General features: G+C 69.2%; 21 protein-coding genes. 12 read left to right on the top strand and 9 right to left on the bottom strand.

Translation table 11 applies throughout. From position 1 onward, the window contains the following. Positions 1-103 precede the first annotated feature (103 nt). On the bottom strand, positions 104-778 hold the full coding sequence (locus ACUN9U_RS11245) for a TetR/AcrR family transcriptional regulator C-terminal domain-containing protein (protein WP_445485053.1): 675 nt from the start codon (positions 776-778) through the stop codon (positions 104-106). 87 nt (positions 779-865) lie between these two features. Here ACUN9U_RS11245 and ACUN9U_RS11240 point away from each other — a divergent pair, with 87 nt between their 5' ends. The 6 genes from ACUN9U_RS11240 to ACUN9U_RS11215 all read left to right on the top strand — a co-directional run bounded on the left by ACUN9U_RS11240 (position 866) and on the right by ACUN9U_RS11215 (position 7848). After that, the gene (locus ACUN9U_RS11240) at positions 866-1903 is read left to right on the top strand and encodes a zinc-binding dehydrogenase (protein WP_445485052.1); all 1038 of its coding nucleotides are present in this window, start codon (positions 866-868) and stop codon (positions 1901-1903) included. A gap of 174 nt (positions 1904-2077) precedes the next feature. Then, positions 2078-2917 (top strand): SDR family NAD(P)-dependent oxidoreductase, encoded by an 840-nt coding sequence (locus ACUN9U_RS11235; protein ID WP_445485051.1) that lies wholly within the window; start codon positions 2078-2080, stop codon positions 2915-2917. 165 nt (positions 2918-3082) lie between these two features. Continuing rightward, positions 3083-4552 (top strand): alpha-amylase family glycosyl hydrolase, encoded by a 1470-nt coding sequence (locus tag ACUN9U_RS11230; protein ID WP_445485058.1) that lies wholly within the window; start codon positions 3083-3085, stop codon positions 4550-4552. Positions 4553-5008: 456 nt separating this feature from the next. After that, on the top strand, positions 5009-5962 hold the full coding sequence (locus ACUN9U_RS11225; RefSeq protein WP_445485050.1) for an alpha/beta hydrolase: 954 nt from the start codon (positions 5009-5011) through the stop codon (positions 5960-5962). 273 nt (positions 5963-6235) lie between these two features. Next, positions 6236-7351 carry an SDR family NAD(P)-dependent oxidoreductase gene (locus tag ACUN9U_RS11220; RefSeq protein WP_445485049.1) on the top strand — a complete coding sequence of 372 codons (1116 nt, stop codon included), beginning with the start codon at positions 6236-6238 and terminating at the stop codon, positions 7349-7351. Positions 7352-7443: 92 nt separating this feature from the next. Further along, the gene (locus ACUN9U_RS11215; RefSeq protein WP_445485048.1) at positions 7444-7848 is read left to right on the top strand and encodes a DoxX family protein; all 405 of its coding nucleotides are present in this window, start codon (positions 7444-7446) and stop codon (positions 7846-7848) included. Between the two features lie 162 nt (positions 7849-8010). Here ACUN9U_RS11215 and ACUN9U_RS11210 read toward each other — a convergent pair whose 3' ends face one another. Further along, a complete protein-coding gene (locus ACUN9U_RS11210) occupies positions 8011-8136 on the bottom strand; it encodes a hypothetical protein (RefSeq protein ID WP_445485047.1) in 126 nt (41 codons plus the stop codon). Between the two features lie 224 nt (positions 8137-8360). After that, positions 8361-9131, bottom strand: a complete 771-nt coding sequence (locus tag ACUN9U_RS11205) for an SDR family NAD(P)-dependent oxidoreductase (RefSeq protein ID WP_445485046.1) — start codon at positions 9129-9131, stop codon at positions 8361-8363. A 71-nt stretch (positions 9132-9202) separates the two neighbouring features. Here ACUN9U_RS11205 and ACUN9U_RS11200 point away from each other — a divergent pair, with 71 nt between their 5' ends. Next, positions 9203-9820: a TetR/AcrR family transcriptional regulator gene (locus ACUN9U_RS11200; protein ID WP_445485045.1), complete on the top strand. Its 618-nt coding sequence runs from the start codon at positions 9203-9205 to the stop codon at positions 9818-9820. Positions 9821-9966: 146 nt separating this feature from the next. On the opposite strand, the gene ACUN9U_RS11195 is transcribed toward ACUN9U_RS11200, so the two are convergent. Next, entirely contained in the window at positions 9967-10641 is a 675-nt protein-coding gene (locus ACUN9U_RS11195; RefSeq protein WP_445485044.1) for a TetR/AcrR family transcriptional regulator, read from the bottom strand. A gap of 144 nt (positions 10642-10785) precedes the next feature. Between ACUN9U_RS11195 and ACUN9U_RS11190 the strand changes: the two genes are divergently transcribed. From ACUN9U_RS11190 to ACUN9U_RS11180, 3 genes are all read left to right on the top strand, one after another. Beyond that, the gene (locus ACUN9U_RS11190; RefSeq protein WP_445485043.1) at positions 10786-11991 is read left to right on the top strand and encodes an ABC transporter permease; all 1206 of its coding nucleotides are present in this window, start codon (positions 10786-10788) and stop codon (positions 11989-11991) included. Positions 11992-12272: 281 nt separating this feature from the next. Then, positions 12273-13289 carry a hypothetical protein gene (locus ACUN9U_RS11185; RefSeq protein WP_445485042.1) on the top strand — a complete coding sequence of 339 codons (1017 nt, stop codon included), beginning with the start codon at positions 12273-12275 and terminating at the stop codon, positions 13287-13289. Positions 13290-13368: 79 nt separating this feature from the next. After that, positions 13369-13791: an organic hydroperoxide resistance protein gene (locus ACUN9U_RS11180; RefSeq protein ID WP_445485057.1), complete on the top strand. Its 423-nt coding sequence runs from the start codon at positions 13369-13371 to the stop codon at positions 13789-13791. A gap of 100 nt (positions 13792-13891) precedes the next feature. On the opposite strand, the gene ACUN9U_RS11175 is transcribed toward ACUN9U_RS11180, so the two are convergent. Together ACUN9U_RS11175 and ACUN9U_RS11170 are read right to left on the bottom strand one after the other, a co-directional pair. Further along, positions 13892-14860 (bottom strand): sugar phosphate isomerase/epimerase family protein, encoded by a 969-nt coding sequence (locus tag ACUN9U_RS11175; RefSeq protein WP_445485041.1) that lies wholly within the window; start codon positions 14858-14860, stop codon positions 13892-13894. 112 nt (positions 14861-14972) lie between these two features. Then, positions 14973-15536: a TetR/AcrR family transcriptional regulator gene (locus ACUN9U_RS11170; protein ID WP_445485040.1), complete on the bottom strand. Its 564-nt coding sequence runs from the start codon at positions 15534-15536 to the stop codon at positions 14973-14975. 65 nt (positions 15537-15601) lie between these two features. On the opposite strand from ACUN9U_RS11170, the gene ACUN9U_RS11165 reads away from it, so the two are divergent. Both ACUN9U_RS11165 and ACUN9U_RS11160 read left to right on the top strand, forming a co-directional pair. Next, entirely contained in the window at positions 15602-16462 is an 861-nt protein-coding gene (locus ACUN9U_RS11165) for an SDR family NAD(P)-dependent oxidoreductase (protein WP_445485039.1), read from the top strand. A gap of 45 nt (positions 16463-16507) precedes the next feature. Further along, positions 16508-17476, top strand: a complete 969-nt coding sequence (locus ACUN9U_RS11160) for an alpha/beta hydrolase (RefSeq protein WP_445485038.1) — start codon at positions 16508-16510, stop codon at positions 17474-17476. 13 nt (positions 17477-17489) lie between these two features. Here ACUN9U_RS11160 and ACUN9U_RS11155 read toward each other — a convergent pair whose 3' ends face one another. The 3 genes from ACUN9U_RS11155 to ACUN9U_RS11145 form a co-directional block, all read right to left on the bottom strand. Further along, positions 17490-18827, bottom strand: a complete 1338-nt coding sequence (locus tag ACUN9U_RS11155; RefSeq protein WP_445485037.1) for a hypothetical protein — start codon at positions 18825-18827, stop codon at positions 17490-17492. 82 nt (positions 18828-18909) lie between these two features. Then, positions 18910-20334, bottom strand: a complete 1425-nt coding sequence (locus tag ACUN9U_RS11150; protein WP_445485036.1) for a hypothetical protein — start codon at positions 20332-20334, stop codon at positions 18910-18912. Then, the gene (locus tag ACUN9U_RS11145; protein ID WP_445485035.1) at positions 20331-20705 is read right to left on the bottom strand and encodes a hypothetical protein; all 375 of its coding nucleotides are present in this window, start codon (positions 20703-20705) and stop codon (positions 20331-20333) included. Before ACUN9U_RS11145 ends, ACUN9U_RS11150 begins: the two co-directional genes overlap by 4 nt. Positions 20706-20716 lie beyond the last annotated feature (11 nt).

Genomic DNA, 20716 nt, shown 5'->3' with positions numbered 1-20716 from the left:
CAGGGCTGACCAGGGCTGACCAGGGCTGACCATGCAGCACCGCGCCCGAACCGGGCGTGGGCGCGTCAGTCGGGGAGGGATCGTTGGCCTCCCCGTTGGACGATCAGGCCTGCTGCAACACGCTCTCGGCTCCGTGCAGGAAGACCTCCAGGTCGACGTCGAACTGCTCCTCGTCGGAGGCCGAGACGGCCTCGCTGACCATCGCGCGCAGCACGGGGAAGTCGTCGGGTCCGACTTGGTGCAGCGCTGCAGCGACCTCAACCAGCTGCGGGGACGGAGGATGGTCGGCTGCGGCGATGTGGTCGTGCGCCGACGCTGTGGCCAGCGTGCTCAACGTCGTGAGCAGCCGGCCAGCTAGGGCAGGGGTGGCACCGGCGGCGACGAGCTGTTGCAGGACTGCTTCAACCGGGCGGAGCATGCGCACGTCAGCTCGCCGACCCAGCCTGAAGGTGTGGGCCACCAGCCCGGACTCAATGGTGGAACTTCTGATGGCGTGGGCCAAGCGTTTGCAGGCCTCTTGCCACCCCAGGTCAACCGGGAGATCCAGTTCGGCGAAGCGGGCGGCCACCGCCTCGGCGACGACCAGGACCAGGAGGCCGTCGCGGTCGGCGACGTGGTAGTTGACGGCCTTGCGGTCCACCCCGAGCTGTTGGGCCACCCCGTTCATCGTCAGCTCGTGAGGGGCCAGCTCGCGGGCGGCGGCGGCGATCTGCTGGGTGTCGATGCGCGCCGGGCGGCCCCTGCGACGAGGGCGGTCGGGAGTGGGCTGAGAGGGCACGCCGACATCCTGCGTCGTTGACCGGGGGCAGGGGTAGACGTAGGCTCCTCGAGTTTTTCCCCTACGGGAGTATTGGAGAGGATCACGATGTACGCAGCGACACTGCTCAATGGCGAGATCACCGTCAGTGAGCTGCCCGTCCCCACCCCCGGCCCCATGCAGGTGCTGGTCAAGACGCGCCTGTGCGCCATCTGCGCCTCAGACGCGCACTTCGTCACCTCTGCTGAGGCGATGGTCGCCAACTCCCAGAAGTTCGGCGGCGCCTACGCGGGCATCGACCTGTCCCAGCCCATCGCGATGGGCCACGAGTTCGTCGCCGAGGTCGTCGAGTACGGACCGGGCACGCAACAGCAGGTGCCCGTGGGCGGGCGAGTGACCGCCATTCCCGGCATGGTCGATGAGCAGGGCAACGTCGGCATCGTCGGCTACTACGGCCACCTGCCGGGAGGCTTCGCGGAGTACATGGTCTTGTTCGAGCCGCTCATGTTCGCGGTACCTGATGAGGTCTCCGACGAGCTGGCCACCCTGGTCGAGCCACTGGCCGTCGGTCTGGAGCACGCCCGCTCCGGGAACCCCACCCCTGAGGACGTCGCCCTGGTCATCGGCGCCGGCGCGATCGGTCTCGGAGTGGTCGCAGGGCTGAAGAAGGCAGGAGTGCAGCGCATCGTGGTCGCCGACCTCGACCCGGGTCGCCGCGAGCTCGCCGTGCAGATGGGCGCCACCTTCGGCGTCGACCCTCGCGTCACGTCCCCCTACGGCCCCCAGGACGCCTTCGACGGCGCTCAGGTCAACCTCGTCTACGAGTGCGTGGGACGACGCGGGATGCTCAACCAGATCATCCCCGGCCTCGGCGTGGGGGCCCGCATCGTCATGGGTGGGTACAGCCTGGAGCCTGAGGAGCTGATGGTGCCTCCGGCCCAGGACCGCCGCCTGACCATCCACTTCGCCTCCGGCGAGGAATACCAGGACATGGCGCTCGCGCTGGCCTCCATCGCCGACGGCTCCATCGATGTGCGCCCCTGGTTGGGACGCACCATCGGCCTGTCCGAGGTTGCCAGCGCCGTTGCAGCGATGGGCGACCCCTCGGCTCCGGTGCGCACCCTGGTCGACCCCAGCCGCCCCTGAGGGCGTGCCCGCGGCGCCAGCGCGCCGCGGGCAGCTCTCTGAGGATCGAGCAGCCGCCCCACCGGGTGACCCGCCTGATCTCCCCGCGGTCCTGTCGCCCAAGCGGGAGAGCTGAGTTTGCACCTCGACCCACCAGGGGACGTAGCGGCCCCCGAAACCGGACTGGAGCACGTCGTGACCCCCAAGACCGTCGTCATCACCGGCGCCAACAGCGGTATCGGCCGAGCCACCGCCCAAGCGCTAGCCGCGCAGGGCGACCACATCGTCGTGATCGGCCGCGACTACGAGCGCACCTCGCAAGTCGCCAAGGCGCTGTCCGCGGACTACCTCCTGGCCGACTTCGCTGACCTCAACCAGGTGCGCCGCCTGGCTCACGACCTCAGTGAGCTCCTACCGCGCATCGACGTCCTCATCAACAATGCCGGCGCCATCATGGGCAAGCGAGCCGTGAGCGCCGACGGCTTTGAGATGACGTTCCAGGTGAACCACCTGGCGCCGTTCTTGTTGACCAATCTGTTGTTGGACAAGTTGTCTACCAGCCACGCCAGCGTCATCACCGTGGCGAGCTCCTCGGCCAAGCGCTTCGGCAACCTCGACATCGAGGACCTGCAGAACACCAAGAAGTACACCCCCGAGAAGGCCTACGGCGACTCCAAACTGGCGAACATCCTGTTCACCAACGAGCTGCAGCGTCGCTACGGGCATCAAGGCATCTCCGCGACCTCCGTCGACCCCGGCAACGTCGCCACGGGCTTCGCGGCCGACAGCACCAGCTGGATGCGCGTGATCTACCACAACCGCGTCATCACCCCGATCTTCAAGCGGCTGATGCTGATCAGCCCCGAGCAGTCCGCGCAGCGCCTGGTCTGGCTCGCCAACGGCATCCCCAGCCAGACCTGGCAGACCGCCTCCTTCTACGAGGACCGCACGATCGGGCAGACCACCCCGCAGGCCTTCGACGTCGACCTGGCCGCTCGGCTGTGGCTGGCGAGCGCTGAGATGGTCGGCATGTGAGGTTCTCGTGCATGGTCCACCCCACCGCGGTCGGCGCCAGCCGCGTTCCAGGGCGGTCCCACAGATGGCTGCCCCCACTCGTGACCGACGGGTGCAGTCTCGCCTGGCCACATCTCCGGGCGGTTGCGGGCAACCCCAAACAGCAGAGGCAGAGGAGCCTGCGTGATGCAGTGGTCTGAGCACGTCATGTGGTGGCACGTCTATCCCTTGGGGGCCACCGGTGCCCCGGTGCGCCCCGCCCTCACCGGGGTCGGACCCGGGGCTCAGCGCCCCCAGCAGCCGCAGGCCGTGGCATCGGGACGTCCCCTCGACGTCTCTGGCAGCTCGAGCGGACGCTTCGATGGACAAGATCCCCAGGATGGGTCCTCGCAGGGATCTCAGAAGGGGGCTCAGAAGGGGGGTGGTGAGGTCGTGCACCGCCTGCGGCGCCTGGAGGCGTGGCTGGACCACGTCGTCCACCTGGGCCTGAACGGGCTGGCACTGGGCCCGGTGTTCGCCTCCAGCACCCACGGCTACGACACCGTGGACCACCTGCGCATCGACTCCCGTCTGGGCGACGAGACCGACTTCGATCGCCTCATCACCGCCGCCCACCAGCGCGGCATCAAGGTGCTGCTCGATGGGGTCTTCAACCACGTCGGACGCGCCCACCCCGCCTTCACCCGAGTGGAGGCTGAAGGTCCCGGCGCCCCCGGGGCCGAGATGTTCAGGATCGACTGGCAGGGGTGGCGACCCGGCCAGCGCGTACGCGCTGAGGTCTTCGAAGGTCACGACCAGCTGATCGCCCTCAACCACGACGCTCCGATGGTCACCGATCTCGTGGTGGACGTCATGGACTACTGGCTCGGTCGCGGCGCAGACGGCTGGCGTCTGGATGCTGCCTACGCCGTTCCGACCGCCTTCTGGGCAGCAGTCCTGCCTCGGGTACGCCAGCGACACCCCCATGCCTGGTTCAGTGCCGAGGTCATCCACGGCGACTACGGCCGGTTCGTCCAGGAAGCCACCGTGGATTCCCTGACCCAGTACGAGTTGTGGCAGGGGATCTGGCACTCCATCGCCGATGCCAACTTCTACGAGCTCGCTCACGCTGTCCAGCGTCACAACGCGCTGCTGGAGACTTTCGTCCCCTCGACCTTCATCGGGAACCACGACGTCACCCGCATCGCCTCGGCCGTCGAGCCCACCTTCGTGCCCCACGCGTTGGCGGTGCTGTTCACGGTGGCGGGGGTGCCCAGCGTCTACGCCGGGGATGAGTACGCCGCCACCGGGATCAAGGAGCAGCGCCTGGGAGGTGATGACGCCGTGCGCCCCGAGCTGCCCGCACATCCGCCCGGCCGCGACGACATCGGCAGTGATGGGGCCCAAGTCCTGAGCGCGCTGCACGATCTGGTGTCCCTGCGTCGGCGCCACCCCTGGCTGGTGCGCGCCCACACCGATGTGGTCCACCTCGCCAATCTGCAGGTGGTGCTGCGCACAGCCGCCGGCGGCCAAGCACTGATCGTCGCACTGAACCTGGCGAGCTCGCCCACCACCCTGCCCGTCGCCGGCGCGGTGTCCGTGGTCGCCGGCCTCGCTGCCCTGGCCGGTGGTCAGGTGCAGCTACCCGCCCGCGGGTGGGCGGTGCTGCAGGGTTGACCAGCAACCGCAGGTCCACTGCTGGCCGTCGCTGGCAGGTCGGAGCAGGACGGGCCGCTCGGTGCTGCAAGGCCACACAGAGCCGCCATGCCGACAGGGGCTGCCCTTGCGGCTTGCTCGCTGCGCAGGCGTGAACGGTAGGGTCCGCCTCGTCTGAGCCGTCTCAGCGCCTCAGTTGCGCCGGCGCCGCTGGCTGTCTTGCTCCAGACTCGAGAGCAGATGGAGCAGGTCAGACGGGTCGGTCAGGCAAGACCCCCGCGCGGGGCTGACAGCGCCGTGTGCGACTCACGGGCGCATGCCAGCGGTACTGGCGGGAGGTCGGTGACGACGAGAGACCGGCCCGCCCACAGGGGCTGACATGCCCTGCCAGTACACGCATCAACAGTGACTTCCGCGGCACTCGCCAGAGCCGTTGACTGGCGCAGACCGGTACTCCCCGATGCCCACGGAGCTGACATGCCACACCAGGACGACGGCTACACCTTCCCCTTGCTGGAAGGCATCACGCGTACGCCAGTGCGCTACCCCAACCGCTACGGCCTGACGATCGCCGCGGACCTGTACCACGCAGCCGACCTCGACCTGACGGTCTCGCACCCGGGCATCGTCATCGGGCCGCCCCACGGCGGGGTGAAGGAGCAAGGGCCAGGCGTCTACGCCCAGCAGATGGCCCGCCGCGGATTCGTCACGCTCGGCTTCGACCCCTCCCACAACGGCGAGAGCAGCGGACAGCCTCGCCACATCACCTCCCCCGAGCTCTTCGCGGAAGACTTCAGCGCGGGAGTGGACTACCTGGGGACCTTGGGCTTCATCGACCGAGACCGCCTGGGGGTCATCGGCATCTGCGGCAGTGGCGGCTTCGCCCTGAGCGCCGCACAGGTCGACCACCGCATCAAGGCGGTGGCGACGGCGGCCATGTACGACATCAGCGGCGTGGCTCGAGAGGGCTGGCAGCACAGCAGCACCCCTGAAGAACGCCAGAAGGCGCTGACTGACCTGGCCGCGCAGCGCTGGGCCGACGTGGATGCCGGCGAAGCTGCGCTGTCGCCGACCTTCCCCAGCGCGATTCCCGATGGACTCGACCCAGTCACCGCAGAGTTCTTCGAGTACTACGTCACCGACCGAGGACGCCACCCCCGCTCGATCGGTGGCTTCACCATCACCAGCGGCCAGGCCCACATCAACTTCGGATCGCTGCGTCACCTGGCGGAGATCTCCCCGCGTCCTGTCTTGATGGTGACGGGGGATGTCGCACACTCCCGCTGGTTCAGCGACGAGCTGTTCGAGCAGGCCCAGGAGCCCAAGGAGCTGTTGGTCGTCCCAGGAGCGCGGCACATCGACCTGTACGACAGGCCTGAGGCCATCCCGTTCGACGCGCTCGAGCGGTTCTTCGCCGAGTCCCTGCAGTAATCAAACCGGTGGCGCAGCCGGCGGTGGACCGCGTGAGCCACCGTCTGCCGCCGGGCTCAAATGCCGGACACCCGGACTGACCACGAGGACCGGGCATGGCCATCGCCCCTTGTGGATGCGCCGCCGTCCACCGTCGCAGGCCACGTCCTCGCTGTACCTAGCCGCAGCGAGGACGAGCCACGGCCGGCGTGCGAGGGGCGACGACCGGGACGCCGGAGCCTCTAAGCGGACACCGTTGTACGGTATTGGCTTCACATCGCTTGCGAGGGCCTCATGGCCGGCGGCTCACTCACCCTCGACTCCACCATCGCGACCTGGTTGGACGATCCCCACGGCGGTCCACTCCTGCGGGCCCTGCTGGCTTCCGGCGGCCAGGACGAGCGCGCCCTCGCGCCTGTCCGGTTGCTCCCCTTGGGTCACCTGGTCGCGATGAGCCGGGGCGCCCTTCCTCAAGAGGCCATCGAGGGACTGCTCACCCAGCTTGCGGAGCTTCGCGCGTCCAATGCTCCGAGCGAGTCCGGGAAGCAGATGACGGCCCCCCTTGCGGCGGGCGATTCGGGTGAGACGGCCACCGAGCAGGGGGTTGGGGTCAGTCAGCGCCCCTCTGCTCGGCCGGAGTGGAAAGAGCGCATCACCCCGGAGCGCTTCGCGGGCCAGACCCTGATCGTCACCGGCGCCGGCTCCGGCATCGGGCGCGCTACCGCCTCGCGCGTGGCCCGCGAGGGAGGCCGTGTGATCGCCGTCGACGTCGTCGCCGAAAGGGTGCAGGGCCTTGTCGATGAGCTGAGCTCGCTACCGGGTACGGGCGAGGTCGTGCCGGTCGTGGCTGACATCACTCACGCCGACGGAGTCGCGCTCATCGTCGATGCGGCAGGAGAGCGCGTCGACGCACTCGCCAACATCGCCGGGATCATGGACGACATGACCCCGGTCCACGAGGTCAGCGACGCGGTGTGGGAGCGCGTGCAGCGCATCAACGTGGACGGGGCGATGCGTCTGACGCGCGCCGTGGTGCCGCTCATGCTGGCCGCCGGAGGTGGCTCGGTGGTCAACGTCGCCAGCGAGGCGGCGCTGCGAGGGTCGGCGGCTGGGGTCGCCTACACCACCTCCAAGCACGCCGTCGTCGGGCTGACGAAGAGCTCGGCGGTCATGTACGCCCGCCTGGGCATCCGCGTCAACGCCGTGGCACCGGGCCCAGTGATCACCGGTATCGAGGCGAGCTTCGCCTCGGCGCTGGGCGCCGAGCGCATCGGCGGCCTGCTGGGAATCACGCCGCCACCGGTGATGCCTGAGCAGCTGGCAGCCTCGATTACCTTCTTGCTCTCCGAGGACGGCGTGAACATCACCGGCGTGGTGCTCGCCTCCGACGGTGGCTGGTCGGCTCAGTAGACACATCCACCCACTTCCCCACCCGGCCACCTGGCCAAGGACGCCGGCCGCTGACCCCGAGGTCCGTGGCCCCCTATCGCGCTGGAGCACCGATGACCCCCACGAGCACACCCAGCCCATCTCTGGGCAGAACGGCGACCCGGATCGCCCTGGGTAGCGCACTCGCCTTCGCCGGAGCGATGCACCTGACCAAGGCGCGCGAGGAATTTCAAGCGCAGGTCCCGACGTGGGTCCCGCTGCCCGCTGATGACGTGGTGGTGATGTCAGGAGTCCTGGAGGTCTGCTTGGGCAGCGCCCTGGTGCTGCTACCCAAGGAGCAGCACCGCCTGGGCTGGGTGGTCGCAGCCTTCTTCACGGCCATCTTCCCCGGCAACATCGCCCAGTACACCGAGCGGCGGGACGCCTTCGGCCTCGACAGTGACCGCAAGCGTGCCCTGCGCCTGCTCGGGCAGCCTCTCTTGGTCGCTGCCGCGCTGTGGTCGACGCGACGAAACTGAGTAGTAGCCCGGTCTGGTGCGCGCGGTGGGTGGGGTCGCGGCGCTTCCGCTGGGGTCCCTGGGTGGCGCGGCGATGACGTCATGGGGAACGCCCGACCCGGTCCACCTGCCTAGCGGAGCTGACCCCGAGGCGCCGACATGGTGAGCACCGTCGACGCCGCGCTAGGCGCGGTGGGCTCGACAGAGCGCGTCCAGCTCGGTGACGGACTCGCGCAAGACGGTCGAGAGCAGCACCACGAGCAGTCCCTGCTGCCCGGCACTGAGCAGGGCGTCCTGGCCGCTGAGCACGCTGCGCGCCTGAGGGGCGTCCACCACGGCGAGCTGACGACCTCGCAGGCCGTCGCCACTTCGGTGGGGGTGACCGACTGCGCCGGTACGCCCTGCAGGGTCACTGCGGCATCGGAGCGCACGTCGTAGACGGCGGCTGCGGTGTGTCGCTGCGCGCGTGACTGACCGCAACGCCTGCGCCGATGATCCCCAGGCCCACCACACCAGCACGCGGCGGCGCGGCGTCAGTCGCGGAAACCGCCACCGCCGTTGACGCTCCACACCTGGCCAGAGACCCAGTCGGCGTCGTCGCTGAGCAGGAAGCAGATGGTCTGTCCCAGGTCGGCGGGCTGACCCAGGCGGGGCACAGTGACTCCAGCCCGCATCTGGGCCTTGAACTCCTCGCTCATGGTGGCCAGGGCTGTCTCGCTCAGCACCGCCCCGGGGCTGACGCTGTTCGCCCGGATGCCCTGCTTGCCATAGGCGCTGGCCAGGTGGCGGCTCAGGGCGTTGATGCCGGCCTTGGAGGCTGCGTAGGCCGGGCGAACAGCCTCACCCACCCACGACGCCCCTGAGGAGGTGTTCACGATGGCGCCCCCACCGGCAGAGATCAGGTGTGGCAGAGCGTGCTTGGCGATGAGGGCGTAGCCGATGAGGTTGGCGTTGAGGGTCTGCTGCCAGATGGCGATGTCCATGTCCAGCACGGCGACGTCGTTGCCCAGCGTGGCGGGCGACAAGTCCGCGGCCACGTTGGCCACGCCGTCCAGCCCTCCCAGCTCGGCGGTGGCGAAGTCGACCAGTGCCTCGATGCTCTTCGGGTCGGCCAGGTCGAAGGCGGATGCCACCGCGCGCCCTCCAGCCTCCTTGATCCGCGCGGCGATCGCGGAGGCGCCCTCGACGTTGATGTCGCCGATCACGACGTAAGCGCCCTCTTCACCCAGTCGCAGGGCGGTCGCGGCCCCGATGCCGCTGCCACCGCCGGTGAGCAGGATCCGCTTGCCGTTCAGTCCGCGCATGCTTCCTCCACATCAATCATCCGTACAACTGTGTACGTTTGAGCAAAGGTACACCCTTGTACGCTTTCGGCATGGACAGCGCGTCGCCGCTTCGACGTCGGGCCCCCCGCCAGGACGCCGCACGCAACCGCGAACGCCTCCTGCGCGCCGCGCGCACCGTCTTCGCCGAGCAGGGCCCTGAGGCTCCACTGGAGGAGGTCGCCAAGCTCGCGAACGTCAGCCGCACCACGCTGTACCGCAACTTCGCCTCACGAGAGGAACTCGCCTCGGTCATCTACGCGGAGGGGATGGTCGCTGTCGAGGCCAAGGCCAGCGCCGTGGCGGACGAGCCGCTCGGGGCGCTGGCGCTGGTCGACTTCGTGCTGCAGTTGCAGATCGACCACCGCGTCACCGCTCCGGCACTGACCCCTGCTGGTGACGGCCATTACGCCGACTACGCCGAACGCACCCAGCAGGCCCTGCGCCCTGCAGTGGCCATGGCGATGACCCACCAGGTGCTGCGCGAGGGCGTCGACCTGCTAGACGTCCTGCTGGCCCTGCGAATGGCGGAGGTCAACGCACTGGAGGCGGATGCGCAGACGCGAGCCATCCACCACCAGCGCGGGCGCCACCTGGTGATGAACGCCCTGTTCACCGAGGCGGCGGTGCGCGCGTTCAACGAACGAGGACCTGCCGCAGAGGTGGACTGAGGCTTCTATTCGGCGCGGCTCGCGCCAGCCCCGGCGATGGTTGGGCGACCTGCTCGAGGTGGCAGGCGCGGCGGCCCGATGGCACGCGCGTACTTCTGCAGGCTCGCGAACAGGGCTCGCGGCCAAGGCGTGGGGCAGTGACCGGCCTAGTCCCCCGGCACCGGCGAGCTTGTGAGCAGCCGCTGGATCGCGCTCCCGTACATGTCGACCAGCTGCTCGCGCCGAAGGGCCACCAGGGATGCTCCACGAGCGCCCCACATGGCCTCCATCAGCCCTGAGAGGGCAACGGCGGCCAAGCCAGCGCGCACGCGGGCCTCATCACCTTCCAGCCGCGCCGCCAGGGGGGTGACCAGCTGCAGGTCGACCACTTCATCAAGGCGGGCACGAACCTCGGGGAGGTCAGCCGCCCGGCTCAGTGCGACGTAGACCTCTCGGATCTGGGAGTGCTCTTGAGCCGCTTCATCGATGACGTAGCCGACCAGTGCTCGGCCCAGCTCGTGGACCGATCCCCCCAGGGCGCCCGCCATGCCCCCCCGGCGCAACCCCGCCGGTGCGTCGGCGCGCTCGGGCGCGGACGACCACAGTCCCTGGGTCATGACTTCCAGGAAGAGCGCCTCCTTGGAGCCGAAGTGCCTGATCACCAGAGCAGCGGTGATCCCCGCCCGATCGGCGATGGCGCGCACCGTGGTGCCGGCGAAGCCATCACGCAGGAACAGCTCATTGGCCGCCGTCCGGATGGCCACCTTCGTCGGCACCCTGCCCTGAGGACCACCGTCATCAGGAGTGCTGGAGGTGGGCGTCGAAGCGACGGCGCTGCGCATGACCACCATGGTAAACGACGTTGACACATGAGTAAATGGCGTTTACTTTGAGGGCGACCTCCTGGACGCCGTACGGCTGGAGGTGGTCTGCGGTCTTGCAGACCCCCTGTCGCCAGGACCCCGTTCCCCTCTTGGAGCCCGTTGATGGCCACCCCGCCACCGGAGCAGTCCGCTGTCCGTCGCTTCTTCGCGGCCTACCTGCAGCCACTGGTCTTCGTCATCGGTTTTCCGCTGGCCTTCGCCAGTGCTCTGCACGCCCCCACCCCTCATGACCTGCCGCTGGCGGTCGTGGGCCCCCAAGCCGTGGTGGCGCAGGTCGCCGACGGGCTGCAGGCTTCCGGCGCTTTCGCGACCACCCACACCGATGACCCGGGTGCCGCCGAGCAGGCGGTGCGCGATCGCCAGGCGGACGGGGCCATCCGCATCGACGTGCAGCAGCCGACCTCAGCCGACGCGCAGCCCACCTTCACGGTCACGACCTACGTGGCCGGTGGAGGTGGCTTGGCCGCAGCGGGCGCCGTGCGGCAGGCCGGAGCTCAGGTCGCCCAGCAGCTGGGTACCACCGCGCAGGTCATCGACGTAGCTCCCCTGAGCACGGGCGACGGACAGGGCACGGGCCTGTTCTTCCTGCTGACGTACACCAGTCTGGGCGGTTACCTGGCGATCATCTCGTTGATGCAGTTCCTGCCCTCTGCCAGGTTGCGCAGCCGCTACCTCGCCGCGGGGGTCACCGCCATCGGTGCACCCGTGCTGGTGTACGGCCTGTCCGCCATCTTCGTGGGCACGTACGGGGCGTCCTTCGCGGCGACGGCTGCTCTGCTGGGGGTCGCCTCGCTCTACGTCTTCACCGTCAGCGCCGCGACGATCCTGATCAACCAGTTCCTGGGAAGGATGGCCACCGTCGGGGTGATGGCTCTGATCGTCATGCTCAACTTCCCCGGCTCGGGTGGGTCGATCCCCGCCGGGATGCTCCCTCCGTTCTGGCAGGGGCTGCACAGCGTCTACTTCGGCGCCGGTGCCTTGGAGGCCTTCCGCTCGATCATCTACTTCGACGGTGCCGGCATCGGTAGGTGGCTGCTGCAGCTGTCGGCGTGGACGGTGGGCCTGGTGCTGATCACCGCAGTGGTGCACCTGCGGCGCACTGTGCGCACCCAGAGGGACCAGCTCATCGCCCTAGGGGCCAGCAGCCCAGGAGTCAGCCGGGACGAGACCACCTCGGTCAGCGCCGACGGTGAGCGGGTTTCGGTCGGCGATGTGCTCTCCTCGACGCACGCGCCCGGTGGCGGGCAGCCCGAACCGTCCGGTCGCCAGGTCGAGGACACCGCTGCTGCAGCGGGGGCGCCGCGATGAGCCTTCCAGGCAGCACCTCCCGCAAGCACCCGAGGCACTCCGCAAGCTCGGAGTCGCCGGGTCCCGCCAGCACGCCCATCGCCCCGTCAGCGCTCGAGGACCAGGACACGCCCATGACCGGACAGGCCGAAGCACCTGATGCGCACACGCGCGCCGAACTCACAGGACCCGGCAGGGACCACGACCGACAGCCGACCGTCGGAGGAAGCGGTGGACCGGCCGAGCTCGAGACAGGTGCACAAGCCGACACGACGACGCCTAGGAGGCAGCCCCCTCGGGGGGTGATCCTCGTGGTCGCCACAGCCCTGATGCCGCTGTTCTTCATGCTGCTGCTCACGCCCACGCTGGTCAGCGCCTCCCACTCACCTCGCCCCCACGAGATGGCCATCACCCTGGCAGGGCCGGCGGCCCTGACTGCGCAGGTCAGGGACGCTGTACAGCAGCAGACCGGGGATTCGTTCGCGTTCACCACCACCACCGATGCGGCCGCAGCGGCCCAGCAGGTAGCCGACCGCGATGCCGTGGGCGCCTTGGTGCTCGGTGAAGGCAGCGTGACGGTGGTGGAGGCCTCCGCGGGAGGGGTCGGGGCTGCCGGTGTGGTGCGCCAGCTCGGAAGTCAGGTAGCCGCCGAGCTCGGCGCCGCTACCACCGTTCAGGACGTCGCTCCCCTAGCCACAGGAGACGCCACCGGCACCGTGCTGTTCTTCCTCTTCACGGCCTGCACCGTGGGCGGGTTCTTGTCCGTGGTGGGCCCCTCCCAGGTGCGCTCCCCGCTCGGAGCCCGCGAGATGCTGATCACGAACGGCGTGGCAGCGGTCGCCATCCCCTTGTTGGCATACGCCGTCCTGAGCCCCTTCGTGGGCGGCTTCGGGGTCTCAACGGGCACGCTGCTGGCGGTCTTGGGGATCGCGGCGCTGTACACCTTAACCATCGGCTTGCTGGCGACCTTCGCTCATCAGCTGGTGGGGGTGGGTGGCGTCTTCCTGGTGATGATCATCGCCGTGGCCTTCAACCTGCCCAGCAGTGGTGGCACGGCACCGGTGTCGATGCTCCCCTCCTTCTGGCAGATGGTCCACCAGGTCTGGGTGGGCGCAGGCGGCTACGAGGCCATGCGCAGCACCCTGTACTTCGCTGGCGCCGGTACTGGCCACTTCCTGGTCCAGCTGCTCGTGTGGACCGTGGTCCTGCTGGCACTGGTACTCACCACCGCGCTGCACCGCCGCCACAAGCGGCAGGTTGATCGCCACGAGCGCCTCGAGCGAGACCTGGAAGGCGCAGCGGGGTTCACCAACGCCTGACCAACTCGGGCTGACCACCGGTCGTGCGGACGTCCCCTCGCACAGACCATTCACGAAGGGAACACGCATGTCCACATCGATCAAAGCCCTCTACACCGCCGAGGCTCTCGCTACGGGAGAAGGCCGGCAGGGACACGTGCGCACCAGCGAGGGAGCGCTCGACCTGGACCTGAGCGCCCCCAAGGAGCTCGGTGGCTCCGGGCTGGGCGCCAACCCCGAGCAGCTGTTCGCCGCGGGATACGCCGCCTGCTTCCACTCAGCGCTGCTCGGTGTCGCTCGCAGCAGCAAGACCCGCATCGAGGGCAGCAGCGTGGGCGCCCGCGTCTCGCTGGGCGCACTGGACTCGGGAGGCTACGGCCTGGCCGTGGAGCTGGAGGTGGCCATCCCGTCGGTGCCGCACGAGCAGGCCCAGGCGCTGGCCGAGGCTGCTCACGCGGTGTGCCCGTACTCCAACGCCACGCGCGGCAACATCGAGGTGCGCGTGATGGTGGTCGACGACTGACCACTGGCGGCGGTACCGCTCAGATGCCGCCTGCGTTCGCATGCTGGGGGCCTGGGGGTTCGCCGTGTATCAGCGGACCCCCAGCACACAGCGGTGGGGCTCAGATGTCAGCTGCTCGCCAGTCGGGAGCCTCTCGGGGCAAGACCGCACGCAGCAGGTCCGCTGAGCGCAGCACTCCCTCGCGGGAGCCGAGCATGACGTCTTCATGCTCGATGCTTATTGGGCCGTCGTAGCCGGCCCCCCGCAGCGCGTAGGCCAGCTGCGCCCAGAACCCGGCGCCGCCTTCGTGCCCCAGCCCCAGGGTGACGAAGTTCCACGACCGTTCCCGAGCCCGCTCCGGCGGCAGGGTGTCAAGGCGCCCGTTCACGCTGGCGTTGCGAGCATCCAGGCGCACGTCCTTCGCATGGACGTGGAAGACGGCCCCACCCAGGTCACGGACGACCTCGAGGATGTCGGCCCCCATCCACATCAGGTGTGAGGGGTCCAGGTTGGCGCCCACCACGGCAGGGTCGACCGCGGCGCGCAGGCGAGCCAGGGTCAGGGGGTTGTAGACGAGCTGGTTGCCGTGCATCTCCACAGCCAGGCGCACGCCGCGCTCGGCGGCGAAGGCCGCCAGGTCCTCCCAGTAGGGCAGCGCCACCCGCTCCCACTGGTAGGCCAGCAGGGTCTGCGTCTCCGGCGGCCAGGAGGTGGTGACCCAGTTCGGCGTCCGCTCACCCGCTGCGCCAGCGGGCAGCCCGGACATGAGCACCACCGTCGGTACGCCCATCTCTGCGGCCGCGGTGATGCTCTGGCGGACCACGCGGTCCTGCCGTGCTCCCTCGACGGGGTGCAACTGGTTGCCGTTGGCGTTCAGCGCGCACAGCCGCAGCCCGCGGGAGGTCACCGCCTCGGCCAGGCGCCGGCGAGCGCCGGTGTCGCTGGCCAAGGCCTCCAGGTCAGCATGCGGAGCCTGCGACCAGTTGCCAGTGGCGATCTCGACGGCATCCAGGCCGGCCTCGACGGCGACGTCCAGGGCTTGGTCCAACGAGAGGTGACCAAGGGAGTCAGTGACCATGCTCAGCTGCATCGGGGTTCCTCGTGCTGGGTGGGAGGCACCCACGTCGGCGACTCCTCCAGCAATCTTAATGTCCGAACATGCCACGGCGGCGCATGCGCCGGCGCCTCGAGCAGTGAGGACGTCAGGCCAGCAGGTGCCCGTAGCCCTGCGCGAGCAGCGACAGTGCCTCATCGACCAACTCGCGCGGGTCAGGAGCGGCGGGCTCGTGCTGGGCCCACCACAGCAACGTAGCCATCGTCACCGAGTTGATCGCCGCACTGAGGACAGCGGCAGCGAAGTGCGCGCGAGGTCCCGCGAGGCGGGTGCGCAGGTAGCGGGCGATCACTTCCTGGCCGCGACCCATCAGGTCGAAGCGCTGCAGTTCGGGGCAGGCGGCGATAAGGCCCAGCGCGCATCGCAGGGCCTCCCAGTCCTGACCGGACTCCTGCAGCGTCTCACGCACGTTGGCGCGCACGACATCGAAGGCGGGCACCTGGGAGTCGGTGTGGACGAGTCGCTCGGCCGAGCGTTGCAGGGTGCCGGGCACTGACTTCCACACGATGTCGGACTTCGAGGGGAAGTAGCGGTGGAGCGTGCGCACGCTGACATCCAGAGCATCGGCGAGTTCGCTCATGGTGCAGTCGGCGTAGCCGCGCTGGTCCAGGACTCTCACGGCGCGCCGGGCCAGCTCGTCCGCGCTCCACACGCGAGGGGGACGCCCTCCCTTGGAAGGAGATCTTTGCGCTCCCGACATCCCCTCACTGTAGGGTTATGGCACAGTCTGCCAAAATTCCGGAGGGAGCTGCCGTGCCCGGGCGCCTGCACGAAAAGGCCGCCTTCATCACCGGTGCTGCCAGCGGGATTGGGGAAGCTTCTGCGCGAGCGATGGTGAGGGAAGGCGCCGCCGTCGCGCTCGCCGACATCAACGAGAGTGGAGTCCTCGCCCTCGCTGAGGAGTTGTCGATGCGCGGCGCGCGAGCACTGGCCATGGTCCTGGACGTCTCAGATCCGGTCGCGGTCCAGACCAACTACGAGATCGCCGTGGCAGAGCTTGGGCGCTTGGACGTGCTGCACCTCAACGCTGCGGCCGGCCGCCCCGACGACAGCAACGTGGTCGACACGCCGCTGGAGGCCTGGGAGGACGCCTTCCGGCTCAACGTCATGAGCGTGGTCACCGGCCTGAAGTACGGGATCCCGCACCTCCTGGCCGGTGGCGGCGGCAACATCGTGGTGACCTCCTCCGGCGGCGGTGAAGCCGGTGACCACAGCCGGATCGCCTACGGCTCACTGAAGGCGTCGGTCACCGCTCTGACGCGTTACGTCGCAGTCACTCACGGGCGAGCCGGCATCAACATCAATGCAGTCCTCCCGGGCCTGGTGCTCTCCCCCGGTGCGGCCACCCAGTTCCCCGCCCCCTTGTCCGCTGCGGTCGCCAAGCACCAGACGACCGACCGACTGACCCAGCCCGAGGACATCGCTGAACTTGTGGTCTTCCTGGCTTCCGATGACGCCAAAGCCATCCGCGGCCAAGGCATCCGCATCGACGCCGGCGTCTCCATCCAGGGCGGCGCCAGCCCGACGCTGGCCCAGGCGATCGCCGACCTGCAGGCAGGTGTCGCGGAAGGCGCATGAGCACAGCGCTCACCGGAAAGACGACGAAGGACTAGGAGCAAGCCCATGAAGGTCAGCACACAGATGATCGCCCCAGAGCTGCGGACCGTGGGTAGGGCGGCTCACGTCCTGTTCGGCGGTGGACAGCGCACTGAAGCCCAGCTGCGCAGGAAGGACCCTCTCGCGATGCGCTTGATGGCCCGCCTGACGCCCAGGGGCGTCGAGATCCAGGAGCGGTCCTTGACGCGCACTGACGGCACCGCTCTGGACGTCGTGGTAGTCACCCGTCCCGGCTCCACCGCTCGCCAGCGCCCCGGCATACTGTGGCTCCACGGCGGCGGGTACTCCGCCGGCAGCCACCGCGGAGAGCTGGTGGCGATGAAGCACCTGCTGGACCTCACCGATGCCGTCGTGGTCTCACCCGACTACCGGTTGAGCAAGCAGGCGCCCTACCCGGCCGCCGTGGATGACTGCTACCAGACCCTGTTGTGGCTCAAGCAGAACGCCAGCGACTTGGGCGTGAGGTCTGATCAGCTGATCGTCGCTGGAGGAAGTGCAGGGGGTGGGCTCACGGCAGCCACCACACTGATGGCTCGTCAGCGGGGCGAAGTCAGAATTGCCTTCCAGATGCCGCTCTACCCGATGCTCGACGATCGGACCACCCCGTCGTCCCGGGACAACGACGCACCGGTGTACGACGCCGTCACCAACGACTCCAATTGGCGCATCTACCTCGGCGAGCTTTACGGCACAGCGTCGATCCCGTCCACAGCTGCGCCTGCACGCGAGACCGACTACAGCGACCTGCCTCCGACGATCACCTTCGTGGGCAGCATCGAACCGTTCCGCGATGAGACCGTGACGTACGTGGAGAACCTGCGTGCAGCCGGGGTGCCGGTGGCCTTCCTGGAGGTGGAAGGGGCTTGGCATGGATTCGACAGCATTGCCAGCTGGACCAAGGTCGCGCGCCGGGCCAACGCCTGGCGTGACGAGCAGTTCAAGCGCTTTCTGACCACGTACTTCGCACCCAACTGATCCGCAAGCACTGTCATGGCTGCAGAGCGCCCCTGCTTCCGGCACGGTCGGGTACGTCGTGGCTGTCCCTCCCCGGGAGATTCGACTCACCGGTGAGGCTCCCCCGGTCAGGAGTTGCCCTCGGGACGCATCGAGCCATAGCGCCCGAGCCGAGATTCTCGACCCAACGACTCGCCCCCGTGCGGCAATCGTCTGCGGTCACCAGCCTCCGTTGCACATACGCGCGCGCTGACGCAGGCATCCTCGTGTTGTCAGCGAACAGCTGAAAATTGCCGTTGTCTTGGGGGGCGTTGAACAGGATCTCGTAGGCCAACTGACCTGGTTCATCGCCGGCGTTGGCCGCGAACCAGTCGACCATTCCCTCCACGTAGGCGGGTTCGTCGCCCATCTCCGCGCGGCCGGACCACTCCGGCACGGCCAGCGGCACGCCCCACTCCTTGGCCTGCTCGCGGTAGGCGTTCAGCCCGATCGGGATGCCGTCGTCGCCGCGGGCGTCGAGGTGGGCCTCGAAGTCCGCCGCCGAGGTGATGGTGGGCCAGCCGTTGTAGGTGTCCACTCCGAGCACGTCAGCCTGGTCGCTGCCGGGCCAGGTGGTGCGCCAGTCCAGGTCGGTGCCTGAGCTGGTGACGTTGACGCCGTAGACGAGCTGGGCCTCAGGAAAGACCTCCTGCTGGATGGCGCGGTAGCGAGCCCAAGCGGTCTTGAAGTCCTCGGCGTCGCCGGGGCTGACCGACCAGTCCCAGCCACCCAGGTTGAACTCGTGGAAGGGGCGCACGTACGTCGTTCCACGGCCCTGGCGGAGCTCGGCCATGCGGGTCAGCGACTCTCGCCAGCGGTCGTCGTAGGCGCCGTCGGCAGCCGCGGCCCAGGTGTCGCCCTCGAGCAGCCCGCCGGGGGCGATGTCGATGGCGCCGTCGAAGTCAGCGACCTCGCCGCCGGGGGCGATGGAGTACAGCTGGGTCTGGTTGTCGCCGACGTCGGCCCAGGTGCCGACGATGTCGACGGGGTCGCCGCGCCACTCCCCCAGTGCGCCGTCGGCGGCGCCGTCGCCGGAGGCGCCGGACAGCCACGTCTGGCTGTCGCTGACGGGCGCTGCCGCGACGCTCGATTCGTCAGGCTCTGTGGACGCCAGGACGTTCGTCGCCATGGCGGAGGGCCGTGCGCTCGGGTCGGGCATCGCCGAGGCTGTCGCCGGCGTCGCCGCAGAGGGAGTAGGTGACTCCTCGGGCATCGGGTTGGTGGCGGCCAGGGCGATGCTGGTGGCCGTACACAGGAGCGTGAAGGCTCCGAAGATCACCAGGGCGGGGCGGGCTCCGCGCGTGGTGGGGGTGGCCTGGCGGTGCTTGGGCATGGCGATGACTCCAAGTGTCGGATGCGGTGCTGGCGCTGTCAGGGGTGTGGGGCGCCTCGCGCTGGGCTGTTGGCGCTTCGGCTCAGCGGCGCGGGCGAGGCTGCAGCTCAGATGCGCGCATGGGGAGGGGTGCTGCTCGGCGCTCCGCGGACATCAAGGCAGCGCTGAGCCGCTTGTCTGCGGGAGGACGGGAACGCGCCACTTCCGCGGTCGCTGTCTGCGGCATCACACCGGTCAGGCTGTCGGCTAACACCTCACCGAGTCGCCGCGCCTGGAGCCCTGCGGTGAGCAGCGGTGGCGCGTCCGGGTTGATCTCGTCGGCTTGATGCGGCCGCGACGGCACCCACGTCAGGGCGGCAGCGCCCTCCAGACCGGCCGGTACGAGCCACTTCCTGTCCTCCACGCACCGGACCGTCACCTCTGCGAGTGCATCAGCGGCGCCGGTCGACGCCTTCAGCAGCTCCATGGCGGCCTGTCTCGCTCGCCCTGGCGTGCCGCGAGTCCACACGAGGCCTCGCGCAGAGGGTTCTGCGGCGTTCAGAGTGGCGATGAGCTGCAGCTGTACGAGGACGGCGGGGTCAGAGACCTCGATGGTGCTGGCGCGGCCGGGTTGGCGTCCGGCTCGGTGCATGGCTCGGCTGAAGTCCGCGGCGGCGTGCTCGAGCGTCGCCACGGGATCGGAGACGTCGGGTGGCGTCGTGGCGGGCAGCGTGAACTGGTCCGTGTTCATCAGGGCAGCGCAGGCATCGCTGCTGACTCGTCCGAGGAGCCGGTAGGCGAGCTGTACGTGAGACGGGCTGACGTGATCAGCCGTCCGCACCAGGTGCGTCAGGCGCTCGAGCCCGGCCGACAGGTGTTCGGGGCGGCGGATGACCAACGCTGCCCGGGGTGTCGGTGGCGTGCGCGGCCGCAGCGCAGGCAGCGGTCCGCTGCTGGCCAGGGTGACGACGGGGACCGCGGCCCCGCGCAGACGGGGGGCCGCGGCCACGAGCGCGGCTGCGTCGTCGGTGCGCCCCGCGGCGTGGCAGCAGGCGGCGAGGCCCTCGTCGAGACGGGACATCGCATGGGTGAACTGCGCGACCTCGTGCACTGCGGTCCACGCCTCGCTGCCGAGACGCTGGTCGAGCGCGTCGAGGCGGCTCCACTCGTGATGAGCGAGGACCGCATCGGTCGCAGCCCTCCTCCAGACCTGCCCCCCGGGTCCGGATCCCTCCTGGGCGAGGCTCTCGGCCAGGGAGACCCTCGGCAGAGGCTGGGACTGAGTCTGCAGCACCCGTGCCAGGTACTCGACGGGGTGCATGTCCCGCTCGTTCTTCTCCCAGCGCAGAGGGGTGTGTCGGGGCACGCGGCTGACGTCGAAGAGGACGTCTGTCGCCAAGGTCATCACGGCTCGACGCGCGTGCAGGGCTGCGTCCAGGTCGTCCGTGTCAGGTGCAGTTCCCAGCTTGACGAGGTGCGCGAGGCGGACCGTGAGGTCTTCGCTGTGCCTGCGCCAGTCGCCTCTCACTGCCGCCACCTGCCAACGACGACCCGCAGCTGACGGGCCGCGATAGCTGCGCGGAGCCTCTCGGAAGCGTCAGCGCTGATCTCCACCGCGGTCTCCAGAACGCTGATCGCCCTGCAGACCAGTTCCAACGCGTGCTCATCACCCTCAGCCCCACGGTCGGGGTAGATGAGGGGAGGCAGCGGAGGGTCGGTGTCGATGAGGTCGCTGACGACGTCCGCGACCTCATCGGCCAGATCGAGTGAGACGGAAGACGCCTCAGGGTCCGCAAGGACCTCGACCAGTGAGCACAGTGCAGCGCGCACAGCCGGGTCTGCGGCGCGGGTGCGCGTCGTCTCACTGGAGCTGAGCAGGTCGAAGGCGTGGTCGTCCATGGCGAGGACCA

The sequence above is a fragment of the Quadrisphaera sp. KR29 genome (assembly GCF_052644995.1).
The sequence above is the reverse complement of the archived record's forward strand: the minus strand, read 5'-3'. Positions and strand labels throughout refer to the sequence as shown.